Annotated in this window: 16 protein-coding genes; 6 read left to right on the plus strand and 10 right to left on the minus strand. The window is 69.1% G+C overall.

Features of this window, described 5'->3' with window-relative positions:
- Positions 1-14: 14 nt before the first annotated feature.
- The gene (locus tag ACHL_RS15825) at positions 15-518 is read left to right on the plus strand and encodes a hypothetical protein (protein WP_015938308.1); all 504 of its coding nucleotides are present in this window, start codon (positions 15-17) and stop codon (positions 516-518) included.
- A 76-nt stretch (positions 519-594) separates the two neighbouring features.
- Positions 595-1,167, plus strand: a complete 573-nt coding sequence (locus ACHL_RS15830) for a hypothetical protein (RefSeq protein WP_015938309.1) — start codon at positions 595-597, stop codon at positions 1,165-1,167.
- A gap of 28 nt (positions 1,168-1,195) precedes the next feature.
- Here ACHL_RS15830 and trhO read toward each other — a convergent pair whose 3' ends face one another.
- Positions 1,196-2,089 (minus strand): oxygen-dependent tRNA uridine(34) hydroxylase TrhO, encoded by an 894-nt coding sequence (trhO, locus tag ACHL_RS15835; RefSeq protein ID WP_015938310.1) that lies wholly within the window; start codon positions 2,087-2,089, stop codon positions 1,196-1,198.
- 116 nt (positions 2,090-2,205) lie between these two features.
- Between trhO and ACHL_RS15840 the strand changes: the two genes are divergently transcribed.
- Both ACHL_RS15840 and ACHL_RS15845 read left to right on the plus strand, forming a co-directional pair.
- Positions 2,206-2,898 carry a GNAT family N-acetyltransferase gene (locus ACHL_RS15840; RefSeq protein WP_015938311.1) on the plus strand — a complete coding sequence of 231 codons (693 nt, stop codon included), beginning with the start codon at positions 2,206-2,208 and terminating at the stop codon, positions 2,896-2,898.
- 83 nt (positions 2,899-2,981) lie between these two features.
- On the plus strand, positions 2,982-5,369 hold the full coding sequence (locus tag ACHL_RS15845) for a DEAD/DEAH box helicase (RefSeq protein WP_015938312.1): 2,388 nt from the start codon (positions 2,982-2,984) through the stop codon (positions 5,367-5,369).
- 76 nt (positions 5,370-5,445) lie between these two features.
- Here the strand turns inward: ACHL_RS15845 and ACHL_RS15850 are convergent, their stop codons facing one another.
- From ACHL_RS15850 to ssd, 7 genes are all read right to left on the minus strand, one after another.
- A complete protein-coding gene (locus ACHL_RS15850; protein WP_015938313.1) occupies positions 5,446-5,841 on the minus strand; it encodes an Rv3654c family TadE-like protein in 396 nt (131 codons plus the stop codon).
- The gene (locus tag ACHL_RS15855; protein ID WP_279625921.1) at positions 5,838-6,299 is read right to left on the minus strand and encodes a TadE family type IV pilus minor pilin; all 462 of its coding nucleotides are present in this window, start codon (positions 6,297-6,299) and stop codon (positions 5,838-5,840) included. Before ACHL_RS15855 ends, ACHL_RS15850 begins: the two co-directional genes overlap by 4 nt.
- Positions 6,296-6,637, minus strand: coding sequence for a DUF4244 domain-containing protein (locus tag ACHL_RS15860; protein ID WP_015938315.1), 342 nt, complete (start codon positions 6,635-6,637; stop codon positions 6,296-6,298). Before ACHL_RS15860 ends, ACHL_RS15855 begins: the two co-directional genes overlap by 4 nt.
- A gap of 172 nt (positions 6,638-6,809) precedes the next feature.
- Entirely contained in the window at positions 6,810-7,412 is a 603-nt protein-coding gene (locus ACHL_RS15865) for a type II secretion system F family protein (protein WP_015938316.1), read from the minus strand.
- On the minus strand, positions 7,409-8,224 hold the full coding sequence (locus tag ACHL_RS15870; protein ID WP_015938317.1) for a hypothetical protein: 816 nt from the start codon (positions 8,222-8,224) through the stop codon (positions 7,409-7,411). The genes ACHL_RS15865 and ACHL_RS15870 overlap by 4 nt, the downstream gene beginning before the upstream one ends.
- The gene (locus tag ACHL_RS15875) at positions 8,221-9,519 is read right to left on the minus strand and encodes a TadA family conjugal transfer-associated ATPase (protein ID WP_015938318.1); all 1,299 of its coding nucleotides are present in this window, start codon (positions 9,517-9,519) and stop codon (positions 8,221-8,223) included. The genes ACHL_RS15870 and ACHL_RS15875 overlap by 4 nt, the downstream gene beginning before the upstream one ends.
- On the minus strand, positions 9,516-10,604 hold the full coding sequence (gene ssd, locus ACHL_RS15880; protein ID WP_015938319.1) for a septum site-determining protein Ssd: 1,089 nt from the start codon (positions 10,602-10,604) through the stop codon (positions 9,516-9,518). Before ssd ends, ACHL_RS15875 begins: the two co-directional genes overlap by 4 nt.
- A gap of 240 nt (positions 10,605-10,844) precedes the next feature.
- On the opposite strand from ssd, the gene ACHL_RS15885 reads away from it, so the two are divergent.
- Positions 10,845-12,572, plus strand: a complete 1,728-nt coding sequence (locus tag ACHL_RS15885; RefSeq protein WP_043794149.1) for a bifunctional 3'-5' exonuclease/DNA polymerase — start codon at positions 10,845-10,847, stop codon at positions 12,570-12,572.
- A gap of 169 nt (positions 12,573-12,741) precedes the next feature.
- On the plus strand, positions 12,742-12,933 hold the full coding sequence (locus ACHL_RS15890) for a YegP family protein (protein WP_015938321.1): 192 nt from the start codon (positions 12,742-12,744) through the stop codon (positions 12,931-12,933).
- 75 nt (positions 12,934-13,008) lie between these two features.
- On the opposite strand, the gene ACHL_RS15895 is transcribed toward ACHL_RS15890, so the two are convergent.
- Together ACHL_RS15895 and nth are read right to left on the minus strand one after the other, a co-directional pair.
- Positions 13,009-13,686 carry an NUDIX hydrolase gene (locus tag ACHL_RS15895; RefSeq protein ID WP_015938322.1) on the minus strand — a complete coding sequence of 226 codons (678 nt, stop codon included), beginning with the start codon at positions 13,684-13,686 and terminating at the stop codon, positions 13,009-13,011.
- 36 nt (positions 13,687-13,722) lie between these two features.
- Entirely contained in the window at positions 13,723-14,517 is a 795-nt protein-coding gene (gene nth, locus ACHL_RS15900; protein ID WP_043794780.1) for an endonuclease III, read from the minus strand.
- Between the last annotated feature and the right edge of the window lie 79 nt (positions 14,518-14,596).

Below are 14,596 nucleotides of genomic sequence, written 5' to 3' on the forward strand. Positions count from 1 at the left end.
GGTAGCGTTGAGGCATGCCTTCCAGCCTTCCCTTCCTGGCGCGTGCCCGCGTGCGGTCCGCCGCCCACCCTCCGGAAAGGGCCGGCAGGCCGAAGCTGAAGGCCGTCGCGGCCCCGGCTGCCGCGCTGGCTGCCCTGGCCCTGGCCGGCTGCTCGTCAGTTGTTTCGGTGGAAAACGCCGATGTCCCGCAGTGGCGCACCACGGCGCTCCCCACAGCCCCGGACTCCGTCCTGGACGACGCCGGCAAGATCCTCAACCGCGACCGCATCGTGCGTGAGGCGGCAGACGTCCCCGCGGGTAATTACACGCTGACAGCCACCTGCGACGGCGGCGGAAAGGCCTTCTTCGCGGTATCGCTGAACGGGGCCGAAATCACCGAAGCGGGGGCTGCCTGCAACGGCAGCAAGGAGACGTCCAAGGTCGCTTTGCCCGAAGCGGGGCGGCTCGAAATCAGCACCTCAAGCGTTGACGCGCCGCTCATTTACGCCTATCAGCTGGTTCCGGCGGCAGCACGTTAATACGGTGGTTCCTGCTCTGGCAGGCGTGCCCCCGCAGGCATAAAGTCGGGATATGCCCAGTGTGCGGAGACTCTCCGTGCCCCGCCCCTTGTCGGTGTCCCCCAAAGGGAGAACACCCGCGACAGCACGGGAAACGCCAGCGCGGAAGCCGGCCGGCGCCGTCGTTGGCGCTGTGCTGGTGGCGGGCCTGGCGCTGGGCGGCTGCGAATACACGTACGACGACGGCCGGAGCTACGCCGCGTCGGCGGGGGCCGAGGCAACCGCCGCCCCGGGCCCCCTCTTCACCAGGGACCCGCTGACGCGCGACCCCGTGGGCCAGGATGAGCTGGACGGTTGGGTGGCCCGTACATTGCCCGAGGCCCCGCAGCCCGCCGTCCACCTCGGCGCCGGGGTGCTGGCCGCCGGCGAAGTGCGGTCCGACGCCTCGCCCGCCCTGGAGACAGGCACCTATGCGTTGACCCTGGCCTGCCGGAGCCAGCGCCGCGTGAACTTCACCGTTCGAAGCGACACCCTGACCCTGGTGGATTTGGGCCTGCGGTGCGGCATCAACCGCGAGAACGTCATCTACCTTTCGGCGCCGACTGCCCTGACCGTCACAGTGGAGGCCAGGACGGGAGCCAACTACGCGTTCCGGCTCCGTAAGTTGTGACAGTGCAGGCTGCGACGGGGGCAGCCGGTCAGGCCGCGCAGCCCCCGGGGCACCGAAGGGTTTCCGGGCTGGCGGCGCAGTCCGCGCAATACAGCGTGAGGGTGCGGCAGCTGGGGTTGGAACAGTTTTCGAACTTGCTGGTGGGCGCCTTGCAGCGGACGCATTCGCCGATGGTTTTGGCTTCGTCGCTGAATTCGAGGTGCATGCGTTTGTCGAAGACGTACAGCGAGCCCTCCCACAGGCCCTGGTCCTTGAAGGTTTCGCCGTAGCGGACGATCCCGCCGTCCAGTTGGTAAACCTCCTTGAAGCCGCGGTTGACCATGAGGCTGGACAGGACTTCGCAGCGGATTCCACCGGTGCAGTAGGTGGCTACCGGCTTGTCCTTCAGGGCGTCGTACTTGCCGGAATCCAGTTCCTTGATGAAGTCATGGGTGGTGGCCACATCCGGAACCACGGCGTCCTTGAACCTGCCGATCTGGGCTTCGAAGGCGTTGCGGCCATCAAAGAAGACCACTTCATCGCCGGACTGCTTCCGGGCTTCCACGAGTTCGTGCAGTTCCTCCGGCTTCAAGTGCGTTCCGCCGCCCACCACGCCGCCGGCGTCCACCGTGAGCTCGCCCGGTGCGCCGAAGGAGACGATCTCGTCGCGGACCTTGACGCTGAGCCGCGGGAAGTCCTCCGCGCCGCCGTCGGACCATTTCACGTCGATGCCGTGGAAACCCTTGTATTCACGGGTGGTTTTGACGTACTGCTTTACCGCACCGATCTCGCCGCCGACGGTGGCGTTGATCCCGTCCTTGGAGATGATGATCCTGCCGGTCAGGCCGAGCTTCTCGCAGAGGGCACGCTGCCAGAGCCGCACGGCGTCGGGATCCGGGATGGGGGTAAAGCCGTAAAAAAGGACGATTCGGTTCAAAGCCACGTATTTAAGGGTATCCGTCTTTCCACGGACCGTGTCCGGGTCCGCTCCATCACGAATTGCATAAGCTCTGGGGCGCACCCTGTTGCTTGTGATCGGGCTGGCATAGTCTTCATGCCATGAGTCCGGAAACGTTGATTGAAGACATCACTGGCCTTCTTGAAGTGTGGGTGGCGGGCTGGGCCGGCTGCCGCGGGTACCAGACATCCACCGAGGGCCGCTTCCCCGCTGCGCTCCGGTCCGACACCAGCGGGGAATGGGAATACTTCGCCGCCGACCCCACTGACCAGGAGTTCGCTGAGCTGGCCGCGAGAACTGCGGAGGCGGCGCCCAGGGTCCTGACTATCCTTACCAATGACATTCCCAGGTATACGGCGCTGGCGGCCAGGCACGGGCTGAATGTCACCTCCGATTCGCAGACCATGATGATCGTTGACATGGAAACGCAGGACGCCGAGGACCCCTGGCTTGCTGACGACGACCTGTCCCTCACCACGTCCACCCACCATGGCGTGCACTATGCCGAGGTCAAGTCCGGTGAGGCGCTTGCCGCCAGCGGCAGGGTCTTCGTGGCGGGCGAGACGGCGGTCTTCGACAAAATCATCACCGAACCGGCGTTCCAGCGACGCGGCCTGGGCAGCTTCATCATGCGGGCGCTGGCAGCGCAGGCTTTCGAGCACGATGTGCAGACGGGGCTGCTGCTGGCGTCCATTGACGGCCAGAAGCTGTACTCCCATCTGGGGTGGAGCACCGTTTCGCAGGTACTGATGCTCTCGGCGTCACACGACGGTTCCGACCTGTCCCTGAGCTGACTCTGCCGCCATCCGCTTGGGGGTCCGTTACCCCGATGGCGAACCCGGCCGGCGGTGTCCGTGCCGAGTGAAACAATGTTGGGGTGAATCCCCATGACTCCCTGCTTCCTTTGCTGGGCCGCGGCCCGGACCCGGAGCAGTTGCGTCATGTCCGGACCATCCCCGCGCGCGCGGCGATCCATGAGCCCTGGCCCGAGTGGGTGCATCCGGACCTGGTGGCGGCGTACGGCTCGCTGGGGATCGGGGAGCCGTACCGGCATCAGGTGGAGGCGGCAGAGATCGCCCACGGCGGCGGCCACGTGGTGGTTGCCACCGGGACGGCGTCGGGTAAGTCGCTCGCCTACCAACTGCCGGCTCTGGACGCCATCCACAGGTCCGAGCTGCGGGTGCTGGCCGAGCCGGGGAAAATCCACGACGACGGAGCGGTCACCCTGTACCTCTCCCCCACCAAGGCCCTTGCCGCGGACCAACTGAACGCCATACGTGCGCTCAGGCTGCCCACCGTCCGGGCCGAAACCTACGATGGTGACACGGACCCTGCGTCCCGGCGCTGGATCCGCGACCACGCCAACTTCATCCTGGCCAACCCCGACATGCTGCACTTCGGCATCCTGCCCAACCATGCGTGGTGGGCAGGATTCTTCCGCCGCCTCCGGTACGTCATCGTGGACGAGGCCCACAGCTACCGCGGCGTTTTCGGCTCCCATGTGGCCAACCTGATGCGGCGGCTCCGCCGGATCTGCGCTTATTACGGGGCCGGCAGTTCCTTCCCTGAGCCGGTGTTCATTGCCGCGTCCGCCACGGCGTCAGACCCTGATACGTCCTTCTCCCGGCTGATCGGTGCACCGGTGAAGGCCGTTTCGCGGGACGCCTCGCCCCACGGTTCCACCACTGTGGCGTTCTGGGAGCCGGCGCTGACCGAGCTGCGCGGTGAAAACGGGGCCAACGAGCGGCGCACCGCCGTGGCCGAGACCGCGGACCTGCTGGCCAACCTGGTCTCTGCCCAGGTCCGGACCATCGCGTTCATCAAGTCGCGGCGCGGCGCCGAAACAATTTCGACCATCACCAAACGCCTGCTGGACGAGGTGGACCCCAGCCTGCCGCAGCGGGTGGCCGCCTACCGCTCCGGCTACCTGCCGGAGGAACGCCGGGCAGTGGAGAAGGCCCTGCGGTCAGGCCAGCTGCTGGGTGTTTCCAGCACGTCAGCGCTGGAACTGGGTATCGACATATCCGGACTGGACGCCGTGCTGGTGGCGGGCTGGCCGGGCACCAGGGCGTCCCTGTTCCAGCAGATCGGGCGTGCGGGCCGGGGCGGGCAGGATGCCATCGCGGCCTTCGTGGCCAGCGACGATCCCCTGGACACCTTTTTGGTGAACCACCCCGAAGCTATTTTCGACGTCTCGGTGGAAGCTACGGTGTTCGACCCCGCCAACCCTTATGTGCTGGGTCCGCACCTCTGCGCCGCCGCAGCCGAGCTGCCCCTCGGGCCCGGCGAGCTGGGCCTGTTCGGCAACACCGCAGAGGGTTTGCTGGACCGCCTGGTAGCGCAGGGGTACCTGCGCCGGCGCCCGGCCGGCTGGTTCTGGACCCACCCCCAGAGCGCGGCTGCCATGGTCAACTTGAGGGCCGACGGCGGCGGTCCCGTCAGCATCGTGGACGCGGACACCGGCTCACTGCTGGGCACCATGGACTCTCCGCAGACCCACTACCAGGCTCACAACGGGGCCGTGTACATCCATCAGGGCGACAGCTACGTGGTGGAAGACCTGAATGAGGAGGACCACTGCGTGGTGGTCCGCCGCGCCAACCCCGATTACTACACCACGGCCCGGGACGTCACCCAGATCGAGGTGCTGGAAACACAGCGGACCATGCAGTGGGGCGACATCACTGTCCACTTCGGTGACGTGAAGGTCACCACCCAGGTTGTCTCCTTCCAGCGAAAGGCCCTTATCTCCAACGAAATCCTGGGCGAGGAACCACTCGAACTCGGCGCAAGGGACCTGTTTACAAAGGCGGTCTGGTTCGTGGTGGACAACCGTTCCCTCACCGCCGCAGGCCTCATCGAGGCCCAGTTCCCGGGTGCCCTGCATGCTGCCGAACATGCCGCGATAGGCCTGCTGCCGCTGGTGGCGTCCAGCGACCGCTGGGACATCGGCGGCGTCTCGACGGCCCTGCATGCCGACACCGGGGTACCCACCATCTTCGTGTACGACGGGCACCCCGGCGGCGCCGGCTTTGCGGAACGCGGTTTCGAAAAGGCCAAGGTGTGGCTGGCAGCCACCCGTGCTGCCATCGAAGCCTGCGAGTGCGAGTCCGGGTGCCCGTCCTGCGTCCAGTCACCCAAATGCGGCAACAAGAACAACCCGCTGGACAAGGCAGCCGCCATCACCCTCCTTGGTGTCCTGTTGAAGGACGCCACAGAGTCCGCACCGGTTGAACAGCCGGATACAGGATCCCGGCTCACCTAGGTTCCTGGCCGCCGTGACCGTGGCCCTGGGCGCCACCGTGGCTGTGGCCTTGGCCGCCGCCGTGGCCACAGCCAGCCTAGGGCGGCGGCCCGGCACGTGCCCGCCCGGTTGCCGCCCCCAGCATCGATCGCTCCTGCAGTTCCGTCCGGACTTCCAGGGTCTGCCCGGGGCCCTCTACGCAGCTGAGGATCCGCGCCGAGTGCCGGGATGCGACGTCGTTGGCCACGGCGCAGGGCTCGCCTGCCGAGATTCCACGCAGGGCGTCAGCACCCGCGAGCGCTGCCAGGTCCGCGGCTGACGCTGCACGGCTGGCCTGCACCGCTGACTGGGCCAGCAGCATCACCACAACGGCTGCCATCAGGACCACCAACGCCAGCCCGGCCGCGAGGACGGTGCCAGATCCCCGTTCCCGGTGGCCGGGACCCGTGCGGGCCTGCTGACTACAGCGTTGACCCGGGCGGTCCGCTGTCATCTGTTCCCCTTTCCGTCGGTGAGGCCGCTGCCCCCTGCGGGCACACCGCCCGTGCGCTCCGCCCGGGTGGACGCCCGGGCAGTGAGGGTCCAAGGGATGGACGTCCCCAACGGCCCTCCCACGCGGTCCGTCACGGTGACGTTGAACCACTCGCCCTCGGCTGCAACCGTGGCCGCTGCCGATCCACCCGCGAGGGTGCGGACGGTCCGGGCCACGGTGGCAGGGTCTTCACCCCTGGCCAGGGCCCTGGCGCCCGACCGCGCCCCCTCTTCGATCCGCAGCTGGGTGACACCGGCGGCTGCTCCTGCCAGCAGCATGGCCAACAAGGCCACCACGACAGGAAGGGTGACAGCGAACTCAGCTGTGACCGCACCCCTGCAGGCAGCTGCAGCACCCGCCCTGCGCGGAGCGGCCTGCCGTGCAGCTGCTGCGCCCGGCACGGCCGGCGGAGCTGTCACGGCAACGCCAGGGCCGTACGGATCAGGTTCAGCAGGAATCCCCGGACTTCATCGCTGCGGAGGATGAACACCAGCAGGCCCGCGAATCCGACCGCGGCGAGGGTGGCTATGGCGTACTCGGCGGTGGCCATTCCGGCTTCCGACCCCTTCAGCCGGACGGAACGCCGGCGGCGGGACGTGGCAGCCCCGGGCCGCAGCTCCACGACGTTGGCCGGCAAGGTGCTGTCCCGTCCTGGGCCGATGGATTGTGGCCCACCGGCGCTGCGGCCTGTAACAGCGGGCTGGGCGGCCAGCGCGGAGGTGCCGGCAAAGGTATGGCGGTGGTGGTTCATGGACATGTGTTTCTTCCTTCCGTAGCGCCGGAGGTTCTTCCGGCTGGTGATGACTCTTCCGGCGCGGGCGGCGGCCGGTAAGGTCCCTGTTTCGGTAAGTGGATAAGCAGTGGCGGCGGGCGGCTGTGGAGGACTGGACAGCGGGCTCCGGGCCGTACCGCTGACACCGCGGCCGCGTTCAGGAGCCCGATGGGACCAGGGCCAGCAGCACCGGGACGACGCCAAGGCAAATAAAGGCAGGGAGCGAACACAGCCCCAGCGGAATGACGAGCTTGACGCCCAGCGACGCCGCGCGCTTTTCGGCGGCCCGGAACCGTTCCCGGCGGAGCCTGGCCGCCTGGGCGTAAAGGATGGCCGAGGACGGCGCGCCGGTCAGCGCAGCAAAGCCCAGTGCATCCCGCAGCTCCAGGATGCCGGGCTGCCTGACCGCTGAGCTGCGCCAGGCCGTTTCCCAGTCGGCACCGATGGCCAGGGCCGAGACCACCGGCCGCAGTGATTCGCTGTATCTGGCCGAGGCGGACATGGAGACCAGTTCCAGTGCGCGGCCGATGCTGGAGCCGGCGTCGAGCATGGCGGCCACGAGTTCGAGCATCATGGCGGTGTCTGAAAGGCCGGGTCCGGCCCGGTCGCGGAGCTCCGGGACTGTTGCCGTGCGAGCCGAGCCATGCAATCGGAGGATGCGGAGCCGTGTGCGGGCCTTGCCGCGTCCGGCGCAGGCCAGGAACGCTGCGACGGCCAGGACGGCGAACAGCGCCACCGACGTGATCCCGGGGCCTGTCACAGCTTCCCGGTTCCTGCGGCAGTTGCCACCAGGCGCGCAGACCAGAGCCGGCCCGCAACGGTCAGGGCCGCGCCACCCAGCAGGGCAGCGAGGCCGAGGGGCGTACCCAACAGCATGGCCAGCGGGTCAACGCCCAGGGCCATGCCGAGCCCAAGTCCCATCAACGGCAGCCAGGTCAGCAGCGTGACCGTGGCCTTGGGGCCGGCCAAGGCTGTCTGGCGCGCCGCATCTGCGTCGGACTCCACCTCAAGCTGGGCAGCAAAGCGGGTGAGCACATCAGCGAGGGGGCATCCGCTGGCCTCGGCGATATCGAAGCAGGCTGCCAGCTCGGACCAGATCCGTGCTTCCCGGCCTCCGCCGGGAAGCACCTCCGGCAGCGCCCGCCTGATGGCCGCCGACACCGGTGTGCCCCGTGCCGCGGCACCGCGTGCTGCCGCCAGGAGGGCCAGGGAACTCTCCGGCAGCCCTCCCGTGGCCGGGCCGGCAGCGGCATCCCCCGTGGATGGTTGGGGGCTGTCCGTTCCATAAACGATCCAGAGCTCATCCCACAGCCTGGCGGGTGTGCGGCCGCCTTTGAGCAGCGCAGCCAACTGCTGCACCAGGACTGTCAGGGGTGCCCCCGCCGCTGCGTTCTGTCCCGATTTCCGCTGGCCACGGCGGGGGAATCGCCTGCGTGAGGATCCGCCCACCAGATCGGAGGCCCGGGCGGGGTGCGGGCCCGCGGCGCGGCGCAGCCGTGCGGCAGCACCCCGGGGCGGTTTGAGCAGCAGCAGCGCCGCAAGGGACAGGGCAAGCGCCAGCAGGACAATCACCTGATGCCTTCCGGTTCCATGCCGAGCCGTGCGGCCAGCGCCGGCCAGGCGGGCCCGGCGACACCGGCCGCGGTTTCCAGGGCCGGCACCACCGTCAGCCCGTCCGGAGAATCGACGAAAGCACCGATGCACGTGACTTCGCGGCCCCGGGGTGTCCGTTCGACGTGGATGGCCACGTCCAACGCGCTGGCTGCCTGCAGCCGCACACCGTCCGGACTCATCCCTGCCAGCGCACCCAGCGCCGTGAGCCTGGCCGGAACCGAGGCCGCCGTGTTGGCGTGGATGGTGCCGCCTCCGCCGCTGTGACCGGTGTTCATGGCGGTAAGAAGCTCCCGTACTTCGGCGCCGCGGCACTCACCCACCACCAGCCTGTCAGGGCGCATGCGCAGGGCCTGCCGCACCAGATCGCCCAGGTCCACCTCGCCGCCGCCTTCCAGGTTTCCGTGCCTGGATTCCAGGGAAACGATGTGCGGGTGGACGGGGTTCAGCTCCGAGGCGTCCTCGATGGGGACGAGCCGCTCCCCCGCCGCGCACAGCCCCAGCAGCGTTGACAGCAGGGTGGTCTTTCCGGAGCCGGTGGCGCCGCTGACCAGGAAGCTCAGCCTCTGCTCCACTACTTTTTCCAGTACGTCCCGGACAGGCCGGCTGAACATTCCTCCTGCCTCAAGTTCTTCCATCCCGAAAACGTGCTCGCGCCTGATGCGGATACTCAGGAGGGTCCCCGCCGTGGAGACGGGCGGCAGCACAGCGTGGACACGGTAGCCGCCCGGGAGGCGGACATCAACGCAGGGCGACCCGTCGTCCAGGCGCCGCCCGCCCGCCGCCACCAGCCTGCAGGCGAGCGCCCGCAACTGGGATTCGCCTTCGAAAGCCACGGCCACCCGTTCGATGCCGCGGCCCCGGTCAACCCATACAGAGTCCGGCGCGTTGGCGAAGATGTCCGTCACTGCGGGGTCCCGGGTGAGCTCCTGCAGGGGACCCAGTCCGTTGAGTTCTGCGCTGATCCGTTCCACTGCCGCCAACGCCCCCGCAGTTCCCAGCAACTTTCCGGTGGCCTGGACCGCGGCGGCCACCCGGGACGGAGTTACGGCCCCGGCCTCGGCCATCATCGATTCGCGCACCGATTCCAGGAGCCCCGCATCGACGGGGCGTCCCCGGGCAGGCGGGCCGCCCGGATGGGCTCCGCGCCGCTGCCCTTCCAGGATCCGGGCACTTCGCCGGGACCGTGGCATGAGCACGGAATTCTCTGGAGGTGCCGCAACAGCCCCGGATGCGTCCCCTTCGCCCGGCGTCATGCCGGTTCTCCCGTTTGCAGCTCCTCGCCGAGGCAATCGAGCACCGTCCCGGCGAAGCGCCGCACGCTGCGCCGCCTGCCAAGATCCAGGAGCTTGCCGGATTCCACGGCAGCAGCCATGCCGCGCAGTTCGGGGACCCGGCCCACGACGGAAAGCCCGATGGCCTCCGCGAGGAGCGGGCCGTCAATGGCAGCCCCCGGTTTGCCCCGCACCAGCACCGACGCCTCCACGGGCGGGAATTCCTGCAGCAGCCGCACCGCGGCAACGGCTGCCTTCAGCTGGGCCGGCACCACCACAAAGATCCGGTCGCAGTCCCAGGCGAATGTTTTCAGCGGCTCGGCACGGCGGCCAATATCCACCACCACCAGCTCGTAACCCCGCCGGGCGGCGTCGAGGACACCGGCGGCAGTGGGCGTTGCCACCTGATCGGGCTGTTCGCGGCTGGCCGGCCAGGACAGGAACGAGAACCCGCCGGACACCGGCAGGGAGTCGGCCAGCTGGAGGGGGTCGATGCTGCCCCGTGCGTCGGACAGGTCCGGCCACCGCAGCCCGGGATAGTCTTCGGCGGCGATGGCCAGTTCAAGCCCGCCGCCCCAGGGATCGCCATCCACCAGCAGCACCCGGGCACCCATGCCGGCCGCTGCCTGCGCAATCCAGATGGCCGCCGTAGTGGCGCCCGCACCGCCACAGCCACCGGTCACACCGAGAACCAGGCCACCGGGCCCCGGCGACCGTGACCGGCTCAAATGGTCCGCCAGCCAGGCAGCAGCATCCGGCAGCACTGCGACGCGTTCGGCGCCAAGTGCGGCGGCCAGATGCCACAGGCTGTCCCCCTCGCCGTCCAGCCCGACGAGGACGGCAGGTGCCCGCCGCCGCGGCGGCAGCTCCCGGATGTCACTGCCCACCAGCACCGCCGACGCCCCGTCCCAGTGACGGCCGCCCTCTGCGGCATCCACGGCCACGCGCAGGCGTCCGCCTGCGGCAGCAACAATCCGTTCCACCTCCGAGCGGAGGAAGGCCGATGCAGTCACCAGCAGCACTTCTCCGGAGGCATCAGGCAGCCACGCGTCAGTGGACCCGTCCACCGGCCGGGCGGGTCCACGCGACGCGCCGGGATGTGGGGAGCCCGGGGCATGGCCGGCGGACCCGGCAGGGCCGTGCCCCGACGGTGGAGGAAGTATCTGGTGCCTGCTCATGGAGCCACTCTCCATGCCGGCGCGGCGGCAGGTAAGGTCCGCCGGCAGCTATGTGGATAAGGCTGGTAAGGACAGGCCGGACAAATGCCGCCGTACGGAAGCGTCCCGCCGAGCGTGCACAATTGGAGCATGCATGTCCTGCTCGCCGCCCACCCTTCCGGGGCCACGCTGCAGGAACTCACCCCGGCGGGCGAACCCGCGCCTTCCAATCCCGGAGTAAGCGTCGTCAGCACCGGCGACCTTCCCGCCGTCGTCCGCCAGCTGGAAAGCGGCCCCACGCCGCCCCGCTGGATCTGGCACCGGACCCAGGACTGGTACCCGGCGCTGCTCCGGGCCGGCGTGGAGCTCGAGCGCTGCTACGACCTCACGCTCTGCGGCAACATCCTGGCGTTTTCGCAGTTCACCGCCCATACGGAGTACGCCCGCACGTCGGACAGAACCCCGGTGGACGATCCGGTCCTGCCGCCGAAATCGCTGCTTCCCCCTGCTCCCCCTGCGGACCAGGGCGCCCTGTTCGAGGACCCGGGCACCGTGCCGCCCCTGCGCCATACCCCGGAGGAGCTGCGGACCGAGTACGCGGCGCAGCAGAGGGCCCTGGCCGGGGCGGGGACAGATGGCAGCATGCGCGGCCGCCTGCAGCTGCTGCTGGCAGCTGAATCAGCGGGCGCGATGATCGCCGCCGAGATGCAGTACGCCGGTGTGCCGTGGCGGGAGGACCTGCACGAGGACATCCTGGCCGGTTACCTTGGCCCGCGTCCGCCCGTAGGGCAGCGGCCGGCGCGGCTGGAAGCGCTGGCCGCCGAACTGCGTCGGCTGCTCGGCTCCCCCGCGCTGAACCCGGACTCTCCGCAGGAACTCATCCGGGCCCTGCACCGCAACGGCATCGAGGTAAAGAGCACCAGCAAATGGGAGCTGAAGGACTTGCCCCACCCGGTCATCGGCCCGCTGCTGGAGTACAAGAAACTGTCGCGGCTGCATACGGCCAACGGCTGGTCCTGGCTCGACGCCTGGGTGGCGGGCGGGAGGTTCCGGCCCGAATACGTGGTGGGCGGCGTGGTGTCCGGCCGCTGGGCGTCGCGGGGCGGCGGTGCCCTCCAGATCCCCCGGCAGGTCCGTGGTGCGGTGCACGCTGACCCTGGCTACAAGCTGATCGTCGCCGACGCGTCCCAGCTGGAGCCGCGGGTTTTGGTGGCGCTGGCCCGGGACTCGGTGATGGCTGAAGCCGCGCGGGACCAGGACCTTTATGCGGGCATCGCCGCCAAGGGGTTCGGCGGAGACCGCGCAAAAGCCAAGGTGGCCCTGCTCGGGGCGATGTACGGTGCCACCTCCGGCGAATCCGGCCGCCTCATGCCGCAGCTGGCGCGGACGTATCCGCGGGCCGTGGACTTCGTGGAACAGGCCGCCCGGGCAGGCGAGGCCGGAGGCACGGTAACCACCCGGCTGGGGCGCAGCAGCCCGCCGCCGTCGGAGCGCTGGTACCAAAGCCAGCGTTCGGCAACCGCCGAGGAACAGCGCCGTGCCGAGTCGATCGCCAGGTCCCGGGGACGGTTTACCCGCAACTTCGTGGTCCAGGGCTCGGCCGCGGACTGGGCGGCATGCTGGCTGGCGGAATTACGACGGCGGCTGCGCAGCCTCCGTGCGCACGGCACCGGTGCAGGGCCCGGCGGTGCCGGTCCGGAGTTGGTGTTCTTCCTGCACGACGAAGTCATGGTGCATGCCCCGGCGGGTGCCGTGGACGAGTGCATCAGGGCGATCGAGGATGCCGCCGGCGCCGCGAAGGAACTCCTGTTCGGTCCCATCCCGGTGGAGTTTCCCGTAAGCGTGGCCGTGGTGGACTCCTACGATCTGGCCAAGTAAGCCACCAAGCGCGGACCGGCCAACCCCGTTTCCTACCCATATGACGGAGAAAGTAACCTACCGGGGAGTAGCTCGACGCGCCGCGTGACGCGGATTACAGTCGGTAGCGGCGACTGATGCAGACCGGTCGGACGGCTGATGCGACGACGCACACCAGGGGAGGTCCGGCATGGCGGGCAGATTTGAGATTCACCGGGCAGGAGACGAGTCCTACCGGCTCCGGCTAACGGACGCAGAGGGCAACATCGTTGCCGTTTCACCAAGCTTCAAATCCTTGAGCAAGCTGCGGGACGGCGTTAATGCGATGCGGGAGGCCGCCGCGACCGGAATTGTGGTGGACCGGCGGCAGCAGCAGGCCTGACCCATCCACAGGGCCTGGAGAAGGCCCCAACAGCCGGGTGGCCGCGCTCAATGGCGCGCGCGGCCACCCTAATACCTATACACCAACGGGGTGCAGCCGGGTGCTGTCCCAGGGCACCGACCAGCCCAGCTGGTCGAAGAGGCCGCTGAGCACAATGCCCGTGAAACCCCACACCACCACGCCGTTCACCGTGAAGGCCGGGCTGTCGAACGAACGCCCGGCCCGGTGGACGGTGGCCATCACCCGGTTCTCCGGGTCCAGCAGGTCACGGACGGGGATCCGGAAGACCTGGGCCGACTCCGCATAGTCCACCACATGCACCGGCGACGGCGACGCCCACCAGCCCAGCACAGGGGTCACCAGGAAGTTGCTGTGGGCGAGGCCGAGCTGCTGCAGCGTGCCCAGGACTTCGACGCCGCCCGAGTCCAGGCCGGTCTCCTCCTCGGCTTCCCGGAGCGCCGCGTCCACGGCGGATTCACCCGCATCCAGGCTGCCGCCTGGGAAGGCGACCTGGCCGGGATGCGAACCGAGCGTGTGGGCCCGTTCCAACAGCAGCACGTCGAGGTCGGCCGGGGCCAGCGGCTTGCCGGAAACCGCGGGGACGTCATCCAGTGCGCCGAAGAGCATCAGCACGGCGGCACGGCGGGCCAGCTTCTCGTCGACGGTCAGGGCCGCCCACCGAGGGTCCGGTGTGGTGTTGGACCCGGACGCCGCACGCCGAGCCAGCCCCAGCAGGTCCTCCCTGGCGCTCACGAATTTCCCCCGGCGCTCACGAATTTTCTCCAGGAATCACAGGGGCCGCCGCTGCGACGCCATCCGGATCTCGGCCGCCCGGTGCGTGTCAGCCTGCAGCTGCTCCAGCAACGCCTCGTTGCCGGGTGCGAGCTCATATTTGAGGAGCTTCGCCGCCTTCACCGGATCCACCTCACCGAGCCCGTAGCTGGGGCACCAGTTGGCCACCGGGCAGGCGCCGCAGGCCGGCTTCCGCGAGTGGCAGACCCGCCTGCCGTGGAACACCACCCGGTGCGAGAGCATGGTCCAGTCGCGCGGTTCAAACAGTTCTGCCACGTCCGCTTCGACCTGCACAGGATCGTCCGACTGCGTCCAGTTGAACCGCCGCGCCAGCCGCCCGAAGTGCGTGTCCACCGTGATGCCGGGGATGCCGAAGGCGTTGCCCAGGACCACGTTGGCAGTTTTGCGCCCCACGCCGGGCAGCGTGACCAGGTCCTCGATCCGGCCGGGGACCACGCCGTCGTACTCGTCCACCAGGCGGGTGGCAAGGGCCAGCAGGTTCCGGGACTTGGCCCTGAAGAACCCTGTGGGCTTGAGGATTTCCTCGAGCACGGCCGGGTCCGCTTCGGCCATGGCGCGGGCGTCCGGGTAGCGTCCGAAGAGCACCGGCGTGACCAGGTTGACGGTGACGTCGGTGGTCTGGGCCGAGAGGACCGTGGCCACCAGCAGTTCAAACGGGTTGGTGAAGTCCAGTTCCGCGTGGGCGTAGGGGTACTTTTCGGCCAGCGCACGGTTGATCCGCCGGGCACGCCGCTTCAGGGCCAGAGCCGATTCGGAGGAAATCACCGGCATGCCTGCAGCCTGCCCGCCGGGCACGGCTTGCCCGGCAGGCCCGGCTTCCCCGCCCTTTCCGGCGGCCCTCGGCGCGGCC

The sequence above is a fragment of the Pseudarthrobacter chlorophenolicus A6 genome (assembly GCF_000022025.1).
GTDB classification, from domain to species: Bacteria; Actinomycetota; Actinomycetes; order Actinomycetales; family Micrococcaceae; genus Arthrobacter; species Arthrobacter chlorophenolicus.

Bases quoted from the DNA above. Each gene is read 5' to 3' on its own strand.
- ACHL_RS15885 (WP_043794149.1), top strand. From the start codon at position 10,845: ATGCATGTCCTGCTCGCCGCCCACCCTTCCGGGGCCACGCTGCAGGAA.
- nth (WP_043794780.1), bottom strand. From the start codon at position 14,517: ATGCCGGTGATTTCCTCCGAATCGGCTCTGGCCCTGAAGCGGCGTGCC.
- ACHL_RS15840 (WP_015938311.1), top strand. From the start codon at position 2,206: ATGAGTCCGGAAACGTTGATTGAAGACATCACTGGCCTTCTTGAAGTG.
- ACHL_RS15860 (WP_015938315.1), bottom strand. From the start codon at position 6,637: ATGTCCATGAACCACCACCGCCATACCTTTGCCGGCACCTCCGCGCTG.
- ACHL_RS15850 (WP_015938313.1), bottom strand. From the start codon at position 5,841: ATGACAGCGGACCGCCCGGGTCAACGCTGTAGTCAGCAGGCCCGCACG.
- ACHL_RS15825 (WP_015938308.1), top strand. From the start codon at position 15: ATGCCTTCCAGCCTTCCCTTCCTGGCGCGTGCCCGCGTGCGGTCCGCC.
- ACHL_RS15875 (WP_015938318.1), bottom strand. From the start codon at position 9,519: ATGACGCCGGGCGAAGGGGACGCATCCGGGGCTGTTGCGGCACCTCCA.
- ACHL_RS15890 (WP_015938321.1), top strand. From the start codon at position 12,742: ATGGCGGGCAGATTTGAGATTCACCGGGCAGGAGACGAGTCCTACCGG.